The sequence below is a fragment of the uncultured Caballeronia sp. genome, from assembly GCF_964243625.1.
Classification (GTDB): domain Bacteria; phylum Pseudomonadota; class Gammaproteobacteria; order Burkholderiales; family Burkholderiaceae; genus Caballeronia.
On the sequence record NZ_CAXTGZ010000139.1, the window covers coordinates 1 to 12879 of the forward strand.

Sequence of the window (12879 nt, forward strand, 5' to 3'; positions counted from 1 at the left end):
GCTCGTGGAGTACATCGCGCGCAACTGGGTACGGCGTGACATCGGCAAACGCTTCGATAACGGCGAACTGGTCAAGCGCGAATTCCGCAATCACAACGGCACGGGCATGCAGGGGTTCTTCATCAATATCCGCCGCCCCTTGTTCAAGGACGTGCGCGTGCGGCAGGCCATCGATCTGGCCTTCGACTTCCAGTGGCTGAACCGGCAATTATTCTTCAACCAGTACACGCGCATCGACAGTTTTTTTGCCAACACGGATCTCGCGGCGACCGGCATGCCGAGCGCGGGTGAACTGGCGATCCTGTCGCCGCTGCGCGCGCAACTCGACCCGGCTGTCTTCGGCCCGATGGTGAAGCAGCCCAGCACCGATGCCCCCGGCTCCCTGCGCGCAAACCTGATCAAGGCGCGCCAGCTTCTCGCCGATGCCGGCTGGACGTATCGCGACGGCGCGTTGCGCAACGCGAAGGGCGATCCGTTCGTGTTCGAGATACTCGACGATTCGGGCGGCGGCGCATCGATGGAACCCGTCGTAGCGACGCTCCAGCGCAACTTGCAGAAGCTCGGGATCGTGGCGAACTTCCGCACGGTGGATTTCGCGTTGATCCAGAAACGACTCGACGCGTTCGACTTCGACGTCACGAGCATCCGCATGCCCGACGTGCAGATTCCGGGCACGGAGCAGGAGACGCGGTTCGGCAGCAAATCGGCGGATCAGCAGGGTTCGGATAATTACATCGGCTTGAAGTCGCCGGCGGTCGATTCGATCGTGCATACGCTGATCGGCGCGCAGACACGCGAGCAGCTTCTCGATTCCACCCATGCGCTCGACCGTGTGCTGATGCACGGCTACTATGTGATCCCGCATTGGTACACGGCGTCGCACCGGGTCGCTTATCGCAACACGCTCGCGTATCCAGCGACCTTGCCGCTCTACTACACCGCCGAGGACTGGATCACGTCCACGTGGTGGTTCAAACCCGCGCAGCCGACCGCGCAGTAAATCAAAGCATTCAACCGGAGCGCCGCTTATGTGGAGCTACATCCTCAAACGCATCTTGCTGATGATCCCGACCTTGCTCGGTGTCCTCACGCTCACGTTCGCCGTGATCCAGTTCGTACCGGGCGGACCGGTCGAGCAGGCCGTGCACGAATTGCGGCGCGGCGAGCAGGGCACGAGTTTCGGCATGCGCCAGCATACCGGCGTGGACGCGCAACAAGTCGCGCAACTCCGCGCGCTATACGGCTTCGATAAACCCCCGCTCCAACGCTACTTCCTGATGCTCGGCCGTTTCGCGCGCTTCGACCTTGGCGATAGTTATTTCCGGCATCAAAGCGTGTGGTCGCTGATCGTATCGAAACTGCCGGTGTCGATCAGCATCGGCTTGTGGACGTTTTTTATTACCTATCTGATATCGGTGCCGCTCGGCATTGCAAAGGCGGTGCGCAATGGCTCCACATTCGATGTGACCACCAGCTTGCTCGTACTGATCGGCTTCGCGATTCCGGGTTTCGTGCTCGGCGTGTTGCTGCTCGTGCTCTTCGGTGGCGGCTCGTTCTGGCAACTGTTTCCGCTGCGCAATCTCACTTCCGACAACTGGGCGACCCTTAGTCTTGGCGGGAAAATCGCGGACTACCTGTGGCATATCACGTTGCCGATCATTGCATCGGTAGTCGGCAGTTTCGCCGTGATCACCATGCTGACAAAGAATGCTTTTCTCGATGAAATCCGCAAGCAATACGTTCTGACTGCGCGGGCAAAGGGCTTGTCCGAGCGCACGGTGCTGTGGAAGCACGTCTTTCGCAACGCATTGCTGCCGTTGATCGTGGGATTTCCCGGCGCGTTCATCGGTGCGTTTTTCACGGGCAGCTTGCTGATCGAAACGCTTTTTTCACTCGATGGACTCGGCCTGCTTTCATACGAATCCGTCGTGCGGCGTGATTATCCGGTCGTGCTCGGCACGTTGTACTTGTTCACGCTGATCGGACTTGCCACCAAGCTCATCTCCGACCTCTGTTATGTGTGGGTCGACCCGCGCATTCAATTCGAACAACTGGAGCGTTGAGTTGAACCAGTCCATGCTCCGCACGCCCCGCGACAGCGACGCAAAACCATTGAGTGCGCCTGTCTCGACCACGCCCGGACGACGCGTCTGGCAGCGCTTCAAACGCAACCGGCTCGGTTACTGGAGCCTCGTGATCTTCGTGATCGCGTTTGCAATCAGCCTGGCCGGACCGTTATGGTCCAACGACAAACCCCTGGTCGTTCGCTATCAGGGGCAGCTCTATTTTCCGCTGGTGAGGACGTATTCGGAAACCACCTTCGGCGGTGACTTCCCGACACCCGCCGATTACCTCGACCCGTACATTCGCGACCGTTTCAGCGAGGGCAGCAACTTCGCCGTCTATCCGCCGAATCACTACTACTACGACACGCTGAACTACTTTTCGAAGGGCTCGAACCCGGCGCCGCCATCGCGCGAAAACTGGCTCGGCACCGACGACCGCGGCCGCGATGTATTCGCGCGGCTTCTGTACGGATTCCGCGTCTCGGTGATCTTCGCGCTGGTGCTGACCGCAATCGGCACTGTGCTCGGCATGCTGGCCGGCGCGGTACAGGGTTACTTCGGTGGACGCACCGACCTGACCGGGCAGCGCCTGATCGAAATCTGGAGCGCGCTGCCCGAGCTTTATTTGCTGATCATCTTTGCGTCCATCTTCGAGCCGAGTTTGCTGCTGCTCGTCGTGCTGCTTTCGCTTTTCGGATGGATAGGCTTGTCCGATTACGTGCGCGCCGAGTTCCTGCGCAACCGCACGCAAGACTATGTTCGCGCGGCGCGGGCGATGGGGTTGTCGAATGCGCAGATCATCTGGCGGCATATCCTGCCCAACAGCCTCACACCCGTTATCACGTTCCTGCCGTTTCGCATGAGCGGCGCCATCCTCGCGCTCACGAGCCTCGACTTTCTCGGCCTCGGCGTGCCTTCGCCGACGCCGTCGCTTGGCGAACTGCTCGCGCAAGGCAAGGCGAATCTCGACGCGTGGTGGATCTCGTTATCGACTTTTGGCGTGCTGGTCGCGACCCTGTTGCTGCTCACGTTCATGGGCGACGCGCTGCGTAATGCGCTCGACACCCGCATCTCGGATGCCATCAAGGCCGGAGGCGGGAAATGAGCGCGCCGTTGCTGGACATCGCGGATTTGCGGGTGCGCTTTGGCGACACCATGGCGGTCGATGGCGTCAGCCTCAGGATCGCAGCCGGTGAGCGCGTTGCGCTGGTGGGCGAGTCGGGGTCGGGCAAAAGCGTGACGGCGTTATCGATCCTCCGTCTTTTACGCGATGCCGACCTGACCGGGTCGATCCGGTTCGACGGCCAGGAGTTGCTCTCGAAGAGCGAGCCGGAGATGCGCAAGCTGCGCGGTTCCGACATCGCGATGATCTTCCAGGAGCCAATGACGGCGCTCAACCCGCTGTACACCATAGGCGACCAGATCATCGAGACCATCGTGCTGCACGATGGTGTATCGGCACGCGATGCCCGTCGCCGCGCGATCGACCTGCTGGCGCGCACGGGCATTACCGAGCCGGAAAAACGCATCGACCGGTATGCGCATCAGCTTTCCGGCGGACAACGGCAGCGCGCGATGATCGCGATGGCGCTTGCGTGCCGCCCGCGCCTGCTTCTCGCCGACGAACCCACGACGGCGCTCGACGTCACGATCCGTGCGCAGATCGTGGAATTGCTCCTCGAACTTCAACGCGATGAAGCCGCGTCGCGTGGCATGGCCGTCTTGCTGATCACGCACGATCTCAACCTGGTGCGCAAATTTGCGCAGCGCGTGGCTGTGATGGAGCAGGGCGTGCTGGTGGAAAGCGGGACGGTGGAATCGATTTTCGCGTCGCCGCAGCATCCGTACACGATCCGCCTGCTCCAGAGCAAACCGGAGCGGACAGTGTTGCCGGTGTTGCCGTTGTCGCCAGTTCTGCTCGACGCGAAGGATGTATCGGTGGAATTCGCCACGAAGATCGCGGGCGTGGGCGGCTGGTTCCGGCGCGGCGCGTTCAAGGCGGTCGACGGCGTTTCCGTAAGCGTGCGGCAGGGCGAGACGCTCGGCATTGTCGGCGAGTCGGGCTCAGGCAAATCCACGTTGGCCATGGCGTTGCTCGGTTTGCAGCGGACCTCGCACGGACAGGTCGAGTTCCAGGGGCGTTTGCTCGCCGATTACCGTGGCCGTGAGCAGACGGTGCTGCGATCGAACATGCAGGTCGTGTTTCAGGACCCGTACAGCTCGCTCTCGCCCCGCCAGACCATTGAGCGGATCGTGGGGGAGGGGCTGGCGCTGCATCGTCCCGGGCTCGACGCTGCCGCCCGTCACGCAAAGGTCGTGGCGGTCCTGCGGGAAGTCGGCATGGATCGGACTTGCCTGAATCGTTATCCGCACGAGTTTTCCGGCGGCCAGCGTCAGAGAATCGCCATTGCCCGCGCATTGGTGCTCGAACCGCGCATCCTGATCCTCGATGAGCCCACCAGCGCACTCGATGTTTCAATTCAACATCAAGTTTTACGTCTGCTAGCCGACATACAACAGAAGTACAACCTGGGCTATGTCTTTATCAGCCATGACCTGGAGGTCATCGGCGCAATGGCACACCGGGTGGTGGTCATGCAGAACGGAACTGTCGTGGAAACCGGTGATGTGGAGAATATTTTTGCCATGCCGTCCCACGAATACACAAGAAAGTTACTGAAAGCTGCGATCGCGGCCTAATTTTCACCAATTAGGTGCGCATCTTAATTGTATTTTTCTATGCCTTTTGACATGTAAATAATATCTGGCTAGTATCGAGCAAACTTTTTCCGCATCGCCCTGATTTTTCAGACTTTTCACCCCAAACTTACCGACCGATGCAGCCATTGACCTTGACTCAGACATGCGCGCGCGCAGCAGCCAGCATGTTGATCGGCCTGATGATGACAGCAGCTAGCGGTGCGTTCGCCGACGAAGTCAACATTTCGAGCCAAAATGCCAGCAACGGCATTTTTTCGTCGCCGAAAGCAGCGAATGACATCTATCCCGTTGCAGGATCCAGCAACGTGACAAGCACCTCATCTTCTCCGGCACCCGCTTCTACAACTGGCGGTACGCGTTCTTTTCTTTCCGGCATGGCGAGCAAGGCAGGCGACGTGGTCGTCGGCGCGCTCAACATGATCGGCGTGCGTTACCGCTGGGGCGGCAACACGCCGGACTCCGGCCTGGATTGCAGCGGCTTTGTGCGCTACGTGTTTCAGGACACGCTTGGCATGACGCTGCCGCGCCGCGCGGAAGAAATGAGCCGGGTTGGTGAAAAGGTCCGCGTGAGCGAGCTGAAACCCGGCGATCTGGTGTTCTTCAACACAATGCGCCGTTCGTTCTCGCATGTCGGCATCTACATTGGCGACAACAAGTTTGTGCATTCGCCGTCCACGGGCAGCACGATCCGTGTCGACGACATGGACAACAGCTATTGGGAAAAGCGTTATACCGGCGCTCGTCGAATCGAAGCGACGTTCCCCATCGACGGCGTGGATCTGCGCCAGCGAGTTAGCGCCACGATTGGTGGCAACGGCGACAATTAAATTATTTGAAATGATCTGACTGGCCGGCTGATAGAGACGCGCCAGCCAGCTACACATGCCTGCCTTTCGAAAGAAGGCGGGCTTTTGTCGTTGATCGAAACAACTCAGGCATGCTGACGCGCTCAAGACAAAACTTGACACCCTGATCGCTGCCTGCAAGCAACCTTGCCACGTACAATCGCCAGCTTTTCACGCTGACTGCGGCTCCCTGCCGCAGCCAATCACGCAAATGCCGTCAAAGCGTTTCGAAGTGAATAAAAGCGCATGTTGAAATTCGAAACAGGCTGCTGCAAATCCTTGCACCCTGACGAACCGAAGTGCGTTTAGGATCGGAAGCGCTTTTTAACCCCGTCATTCTTCCTTTGCAACGAATAAACGGCTGGTTCTAAAAGTTAATAGTTTCGGAATCCGAAATGAGTTCCGGAATTTGATTGAATGTGACCTAAGGGCGTTGAGTCGCTTGGGTGAGGAGAGTGATATGGGGGAACTCGACCGATCGCGTCGTGGTTTTCTTAAGGCGAGCGTCGTTGCAGGACTGACTGTCATCATCGCGCCGCTTGGCAGTCGCGCTTTCGCCGCGTTGTTTGAAGAAAAGGTGCTGACGCCGATCCAATGGGATGCGGCGACCGGCCGCGCGAAGTTTCGTATCGACGGGATTGCAAAGGTCACCGGGTCCAAGGTGTTCGCTCGTGACGTACGCGCCGCTGACATGCCGCACTGGCCGAACCAGCAGTCCCATGCGTTGATCTTGCGCACGACGCAGGCCGACCGGACCTATGAGGGCTTCGATCTCGGCCTGCTTGGCGACGAACTGAAACCCGACCGGATCGTCACGGCCGAGGATCTGGCGCGTGACGGTCTCGCGTTCCCCGCCTTCTATGGCGACGACATGCTCCTGCCTCGGGGCAAGACGCCGGCCTATCTGGGCCATGCCGTCGCGATGCTGATCTATCACGACTTCGCGCGCTTTCGCTTCGCGAAAGACGCGCTGCAGTTCCACGAAGACGTCATCCGCTACGGCGCGAAGACCGGGCCGCTCGAACGCGATCCATGGGGCACGTTTCGCTTCGTGCGCGTCGGCGGTGCAACCCCGTTCGACGAGGACACGTTCTCGAGCTTGAAAGACACCATGCTGTTCCCAAGCGCGATGCGCAAGCACGAGCCGCTGTGGGCCGCCGGCAATGCAAACGGCAAGCTCGATCAGCAGGGCATGTTCCATGCCGAGAAGTTGCGCGATGAACTGGACCATCCGCCGGCAGACTGGCTGGTGCTGGATCGTCACTACACGACGCAATCCGTCGATACCGCCGCGCTCGAAGCCGACAACGCGAATTGCTGGTACGACGCGTCAACGCAGTCGCTGCACATGGTTGTGCCCACGCAAGGGCCGACCGAAGTCGCAGCAAGCGCCGCGGGTATGGCGGCGAAGTGCCGGTTTCCGGTGAAAAACCTCTTCGTGCACCCGGTATCGACCGTCGGTTACGGGTCGAAGGATCACTACAACGTGCCGTTCTACGGCCTGGTCGCCGCCATGTACGGCGATGGCCGGCCGGTGCGCCTTGCCTTTGACCGCTACGAGCAGTTCCAGACTTCCATCAAGCGTCATGCGTCGAAGATGCACTACCGGATCGGTGTCGATAAGAAAACCGGCATGCTGCAATCGTTCAACGCCGAGCTCGAAGTCAACGGCGGCGGGCGTTCGAATTTTTCACCATCGGTCGCGATGGTGGGCGCGTCGGCCGCGCAGTCGATCTATTACTTTCCGAAAAGCGATCTGTTGGGTGTGGCGACCGCATCGCGTGCAATCGATGCCGGTTCCGCGCGCGGTTATGGCACGCTGCAGACCATGGCTGCAACCGAGATGCTGATCGATGAAGTGGCCGGGCAGCTCGAAACGGACGCCATCGATTTGCGGTTGAAAAACGCGCTGCGTTCGGGCATGAAAAACACGCAGGGCGCGATCCCGGCGGGCGCGATTCGCGTCGACGAAGTCCTGCAGAAAGCCAAGGTTCATCCGCTCTGGACCGAACGCGCGAAGAAGAAGGCCGAGTACGAATTCGCGCATCCGGGCAACCGGTACGGCGTGGGGTTCGCCTGCGTGCAGAAAGATTTCGGCACGGGCGCGGAGGCTTCTTTTGCTAAGGTCGAGATCGCGGCCGACGGCACGATCAAGCTGCAGCACACCGCCGCTGAAATCGGCACGGGCATTTCCACGTCGCAGGCAATCGCGTGCGCGAAGTGGCTCGGCAAGCCGGCGGCGGAGGTTCGCATGGCAATTGTCGACTGGCCCGAATTGCCGATGATCACGAGCGGCGACCCGTACATGATGTCGCAAGCCGAGCAGGACAAAGTGTCGGCGAATCCGCGATGGACGCCGGAGCTGGCATCGCCCTCGAGTGCCACGAATTCGGCGTTCTATTTCACGCACAGCACGCATGAAGCGGCGCGCGTCGTCTTCACTCATGGCTTGTGGCCTGCAGCCATGTCCATCTGGGGGGGCGGTATTGGCGGTGGTCAGGCCGCGCCGCTGGTCGTCCGGCGCGAAGATGCGCGCTGGGTGGACGGCAAGCTGACCGCGGCGGGTCTCGAACCCCTGCCGCTAGAACAACTTGCGAAAAAGGCCCACGAACTCGGGCTCGTCACGGGCGCGGTCGTGCACGTGTTCAACCGGTGGCAATGGACCGAAGCCGAGTTCGACATCCGTGGCGCAACGGACCGTTTGCCAATAGACGGGTTGTCGCTGCTCTTCGGCGAAGGGGAAGCCAAAAAAGGGGAAGCCAAAAAGGGCGAAGCCGCACCCGCTGCGCCCGCGTATCACGCTGTGAACCGCAAGCGCGTTTTCATCGCGCCTGTTCAGCGCAATAACGCGGCCGTGACGTATTACAGCGCGGTCGGAACGCTGGTCGAACTCTCGGTCAATGAAGCAAGCGGCCGCGTGGATCTGCTCTCGCATCACTCGATCATGGAGTGCGGCAACATGCTTTCGCCGGAACTCGTGTCGGGCCAGTTGCAGGGCGGCCTGGCGATGGGTATTGGCCACGCGCTGCACGAGTATTTGCCGCTTTACGAAGAAGGTCCCGGCAACGGCACCTGGAACTTCAACCGCTATCACCTGCCGCGCGCAAGCGATGTCGCCGTCTGGACCCAGACCGGCGAAGTGCTGCCGCCCTTGTCCGAAACCGATCCGCCGAAGGGCATTGCGGAAGTGGTGATGATTCCGGTGGTGGCAGCAATCGTCAACGGCATTGCGCACGCTATCGGGCATCGGTTCAACGACTTGCCCGTCACGCCTCAAAACATTCAGGAGGCGCTCGCATGACGGCCCCTAATCAAACCAGCATGATCCAGATGAAGCCTCTGTCGCTTACCATCAACGGGGTGGCGACCGGTCCGGTCCAGACGCCCGACGGGCTGATGATGATCGACTTCCTGCACGAATACGTCGGTCTGACGGGCTCGCGGCTCGGCTGCGGGCAGGGCGTCTGCCACGCGTGCGTGGTGATTCTCGACAAGCCCGACGGAACCAGCGAGGAAGTGCGTTCGTGTATCACGGGCGCGCATTTCTTCGATGGCAAGAAGATCCGGACCATCGAAGGTCACGGTTCGAAGAACGAGCAAGGCGAGATTGTCGAACTCTCGCCGGTGCAGCAAAAATTCCTTGAGCACTTCAGTTTTCAATGCGGGTACTGCACGCCGGGATTCGTCAATGCTGCGACGGTTTTTATCGAACGTCTGAAGCGCGAGCCGATCTCGAAGGCATCGGTGGATAGCGAGATCATGAAGGCGCTCGACAACCACATCTGCCGATGCACAGGCTATGTACGCTATTACGAAGCGGTAAAGGACGTGGTGATGAACACGCCCGGGCTCGTCAAGGATTCCGCATGAGCACGACATCCTCACTTCGTCTTGGCGCCCTGGCGTTATGCATCGCGGCCCTGTCTACTTTGGCGGCGTGTAGCAAGACACCCGACAATACGTCCGTCGATGCGCGCACGTCCACGCCCGATCAGATCGCACACGGCCGTTATCTTGCGAAGGCCGCCGATTGCGCCGCGTGCCACACGAGTTCCGGCGGCGCACCGTTTGCGGGCGGCGTGCGGCTCGGCTCGCCGTTCGGCACCTTCTATGGCACGAACATCACGCCGGACCCGGTGCATGGCATCGGCAAATGGACGGCGGCCGAGTTCTACAAGGCCCTGCACGATGGCGTGACGCCCGACGGCCAGCTTTATCCGGCGATGCCCTACACGTCGTACCGGACAATGACACGTGCGGACAGCGACGACATTTACGCCTACTTGATGGCGCAAAAACCGGCTGCTGTGCCGAACCTCAAGCCCGACCTCAAGTTCCCGTTCAACATGCGGTTTGCCGTGATGTTCTGGAACATGCTGTTCCTGAAAGACAGCTTGCCGGATGCATCCGTTGGAACGTCGGCTGACTGGACGCGCGGGAAATATCTGGCTAACGCGCTGGGCCATTGCGCCGAATGTCACACGCCGCGTGGCGCGTTCGGGCAGATGAACGGGGCGAAGGCGCTGCACGGATCGGATCTCGGACGCGTCGTTCCACCGGATATCACACCCGCCGCGCTCGTCGCGCGCGGATGGACCGGCGCCGACCTGCAAACATTCTTCGCGACCGGGATCAGCCGTCAGGGACCCGCGTTCGGAGAGATGCATCCGGTGGTTTATCTGAGCACGCAATATCTGTCGCCGGGCGACTTGCGCGCGATGTCGGTTTATCTGCTGGGCGACGCACCGCCGCCGCCAACACCCGTACAGCCGGGATCGGCGGATGCCGCTCAGGTCGCCGCTGGCCGCAACACCTACGTTGCGGTGTGCGCGGGGTGTCACGGACTCGGCGGGGAAGGCAAGCCGCACGTGTCGGTATCGATGCAAGGCAGTTCCACGCTGCGTCAGGCCGATCCGCACAACATGCTCGTCGCGATGCTCGATGGCGTGGAAGCGTCGGCGTTCCCGGGCACGGAGAGCCTGCAGGCAATGCCGGCGTTCGCCAAGACGCTCAACGACGAAGAACTCGCGCAACTCGCGAACTATCTTCGTTCAGGCTGGGGCGGCCAACCCGGCGATGTCACCGCGGCGAAGGTCAAGGCGCTGCGAGACGCGCCGTCGCACTAAGGCCCCTGGGCGCTTCCGTCCTCTCAGACGGCAGCGCCTTTGGCCGCCAGTTGCCGTTGCAGATCGGGCCAGATCCTGGCAACGGCTTCTTCGCCCGCCAGGATCGCCGCATTGCGCTGACTGAAGTCGCTGCCGCTCATGGCGGCGAGGTTCGGGCGAATGACGAAGTCGGCGTATTTATCGAGCTCGTAGGCCTTGATGGTCTGGCCCATGATCGTGAAGGTCTGCATCAGCACGTCGAAAGAACTTTGCGTCAGCGCCGTTTCCGGACGCGCTGAAATATCCACCGCGATCACGAAGTCCGCACCCATCTTGCGCGCAAAAGCGGCCGGCACCGGACTCACCAGTCCGCCGTCCACATACTCGTGGCCGCCGATCTTCACGGGCTCGAAGATCGACGGCACGCTGCACGATGCACGCACGGCAATGCCCGTATTGCCGCGCTGGAACAGGATCGGCTGGCCGGTTTTCAGGTCGGTTGCAACGATCCCGAGCGGTTTCGCCATCTTCTCGATCGGCTTGTTATCGAGCGTCTTGTTCAGGTAATTCTGCAGCGCCACGCCTTGCAGGAAACCGCGCGTGCGAAACGGCATGGCCCAGTCGCTGATCGACGCTTCGTCCATGGTGAGCGCGAGTTTGTTGATGGCAATCCCGTTCATCCCCGATGCCGATAACGCCGCGATCACCGATCCCGCGCTCGTGCCGCTCAGCAGGTCCACCTTCACGTTGCGCGCTTCGAGCGCCTTGATCACGCCGATATGCGCAAACCCGCGCGCTGCGCCGCCGCCGAGTGCAAGACCGATGCGGACGGGTCGCTGCGGCGATGTCGCGACCGGCGAAGCCGGCGTGACGCCCGATGTCCCCGCTGAGCTGGACGATGTTTGAGACGTGGTAGCCGTCGTGCAGGCGCTGAGGACCGCGGACGCGCAGCCGAGAGAGAACGCCCGGCGGGACAAGCCGGACAGGCGAGGCGAAGGAGGGAGCGGCGGGGGAAGCGGCGATTTCAAGGAGTTCTCCTGCTTTGCGGCGAACGAAGCGTATTTAAGCGGATCAAGCGGATCAAGCGGATCAAGCGGATCAAGCGGATCAAGCGGGAGGCGCGCGTCCGGTCGGCGGACCTGGCCGTTCGGATACGTCGTCCTGTAGCGGCGGACATGATAAAACATGATGACCGGCCGCCGCAGGTCGAAAGTCCCCGGCAGGTATAATTCCATCTCGCATTGAGCGCTTGCAGTGTTAATCAGTAACCGCGCGGAACACGGCGCGAAAACACTTTGCCCCAAGCCGTTCCCCGATGTATCGCCTGTCTGGCAGTCCGTGCCGGCATGCGCATTTGAGCTATCGAGCACACCGCACATGACCCAAGTCCGTACCCGTTTCGCTCCCAGCCCCACAGGCTTCATCCACCTCGGCAACATTCGCTCCGCGCTTTATCCGTGGGCGTTCGCGCGCAAGATGAAGGGCGTTTTCGTGTTGCGTATCGAGGACACCGACCTGGAGCGTTCAACCGACGCATCCGTGGACGCCATTCTGGAGGGCATGGAATGGCTCGGCCTCGATTATGACGAAGGTCCGATCTATCAGATGCAGCGCATGGAGCGGTATCGCGAAGTGCTCAAGCAGATGCTCGACAAGGGCCTTGCATACCACTGCTACATGTCGACGGAAGAACTCGACGCATTGCGTGAACGCCAGCGCGCCGCCGGCGAAAAACCCCGTTACGACGGCACGTGGCGCCCCGAAGAGGGCAAGGTGCTGCCGCCCATTCCCGAAGGCGTGTCGCCCGTGATCCGCTTCCGCAATCCGATTGGCGGCGTGGTGAGCTGGGACGACGCGGTAAAGGGCACCATCGAGATCTCGAATGACGAACTCGACGACCTGGTGATCGCGCGTCCGGACGGCACGCCCACGTACAACTTCTGCGTGGTCGTGGACGACCTCGACATGAAAATCACCCACGTGATTCGCGGCGATGACCACGTGAACAACACGCCGCGGCAGATCAACATCCTGCGTGCGCTGGATGGCGAGGTGCCGGTGTACGCGCACTTGCCGACCGTGCTCAACGAGCAGGGCGAGAAGATGAGCAAACGTCACGGCGCGGTTAGCGTGACGGGGTAT

The 12879-nt window shown here is 61.0% G+C and carries 10 protein-coding genes; 9 read left to right on the forward strand and 1 reads right to left on the reverse strand.

The genetic code is table 11. The annotated features are described in order from the left end of the window. The 8 genes from ACFFAR_RS11995 to ACFFAR_RS12030 all read left to right on the forward strand — a co-directional run. Window positions 1-1000: ABC transporter substrate-binding protein (locus ACFFAR_RS11995; RefSeq protein WP_375507928.1), on the forward strand; the 1000-nt coding region annotated here is incomplete at its 5' end. Window positions 1001-1028: 28 nt separating this feature from the next. Continuing rightward, window positions 1029-2063 carry a microcin C ABC transporter permease YejB gene (locus tag ACFFAR_RS12000; protein ID WP_061999106.1) on the forward strand — a complete coding sequence of 345 codons (1035 nt, stop codon included), beginning with the start codon at window positions 1029-1031 and terminating at the stop codon, window positions 2061-2063. Between the two features lie 13 nt (window positions 2064-2076). Further along, window positions 2077-3171 (forward strand): ABC transporter permease, encoded by a 1095-nt coding sequence (locus ACFFAR_RS12005; protein ID WP_061999107.1) that lies wholly within the window; start codon window positions 2077-2079, stop codon window positions 3169-3171. Then, on the forward strand, window positions 3168-4766 hold the full coding sequence (locus ACFFAR_RS12010) for a dipeptide ABC transporter ATP-binding protein (RefSeq protein ID WP_174364499.1): 1599 nt from the start codon (window positions 3168-3170) through the stop codon (window positions 4764-4766). Before ACFFAR_RS12005 ends, ACFFAR_RS12010 begins: the two co-directional genes overlap by 4 nt. A gap of 137 nt (window positions 4767-4903) precedes the next feature. Next, on the forward strand, window positions 4904-5614 hold the full coding sequence (locus ACFFAR_RS12015) for a C40 family peptidase (RefSeq protein WP_061999109.1): 711 nt from the start codon (window positions 4904-4906) through the stop codon (window positions 5612-5614). Window positions 5615-6092: 478 nt separating this feature from the next. Beyond that, window positions 6093-8933 (forward strand): molybdopterin cofactor-binding domain-containing protein, encoded by a 2841-nt coding sequence (locus ACFFAR_RS12020; protein ID WP_174363765.1) that lies wholly within the window; start codon window positions 6093-6095, stop codon window positions 8931-8933. Continuing rightward, a complete protein-coding gene (locus tag ACFFAR_RS12025) occupies window positions 8930-9502 on the forward strand; it encodes a (2Fe-2S)-binding protein (RefSeq protein WP_082771406.1) in 573 nt (190 codons plus the stop codon). The genes ACFFAR_RS12020 and ACFFAR_RS12025 overlap by 4 nt, the downstream gene beginning before the upstream one ends. Further along, window positions 9499-10758 (forward strand): c-type cytochrome, encoded by a 1260-nt coding sequence (locus ACFFAR_RS12030; protein WP_174363764.1) that lies wholly within the window; start codon window positions 9499-9501, stop codon window positions 10756-10758. Before ACFFAR_RS12025 ends, ACFFAR_RS12030 begins: the two co-directional genes overlap by 4 nt. A gap of 23 nt (window positions 10759-10781) precedes the next feature. On the opposite strand, the gene ACFFAR_RS12035 is transcribed toward ACFFAR_RS12030, so the two are convergent. Next, a complete protein-coding gene (locus ACFFAR_RS12035) occupies window positions 10782-11765 on the reverse strand; it encodes a patatin-like phospholipase family protein (RefSeq protein ID WP_075360494.1) in 984 nt (327 codons plus the stop codon). 349 nt (window positions 11766-12114) lie between these two features. Here ACFFAR_RS12035 and gltX point away from each other — a divergent pair. Beyond that, window positions 12115-12879, forward strand: a 765-nt coding sequence (gltX, locus tag ACFFAR_RS12040; RefSeq protein WP_375507929.1) for a glutamate--tRNA ligase, incomplete at its 3' end; no start/stop codon positions are given.

What these genes read in the sequence shown, in the direction of transcription:
- ACFFAR_RS12015 (WP_061999109.1), top strand. Translation starts at nt 4,904, where the DNA reads ATGCAGCCATTGACCTTGACTCAGACATGCGCGCGCGCAGCAGCCAGC.
- ACFFAR_RS12030 (WP_174363764.1), top strand. Translation starts at nt 9,499, where the DNA reads ATGAGCACGACATCCTCACTTCGTCTTGGCGCCCTGGCGTTATGCATC.
- ACFFAR_RS12020 (WP_174363765.1), top strand. Translation starts at nt 6,093, where the DNA reads ATGGGGGAACTCGACCGATCGCGTCGTGGTTTTCTTAAGGCGAGCGTC.
- ACFFAR_RS12025 (WP_082771406.1), top strand. Translation starts at nt 8,930, where the DNA reads ATGACGGCCCCTAATCAAACCAGCATGATCCAGATGAAGCCTCTGTCG.
- ACFFAR_RS12000 (WP_061999106.1), top strand. Translation starts at nt 1,029, where the DNA reads ATGTGGAGCTACATCCTCAAACGCATCTTGCTGATGATCCCGACCTTG.
- ACFFAR_RS12005 (WP_061999107.1), top strand. Translation starts at nt 2,077, where the DNA reads ATGCTCCGCACGCCCCGCGACAGCGACGCAAAACCATTGAGTGCGCCT.
- ACFFAR_RS12010 (WP_174364499.1), top strand. Translation starts at nt 3,168, where the DNA reads ATGAGCGCGCCGTTGCTGGACATCGCGGATTTGCGGGTGCGCTTTGGC.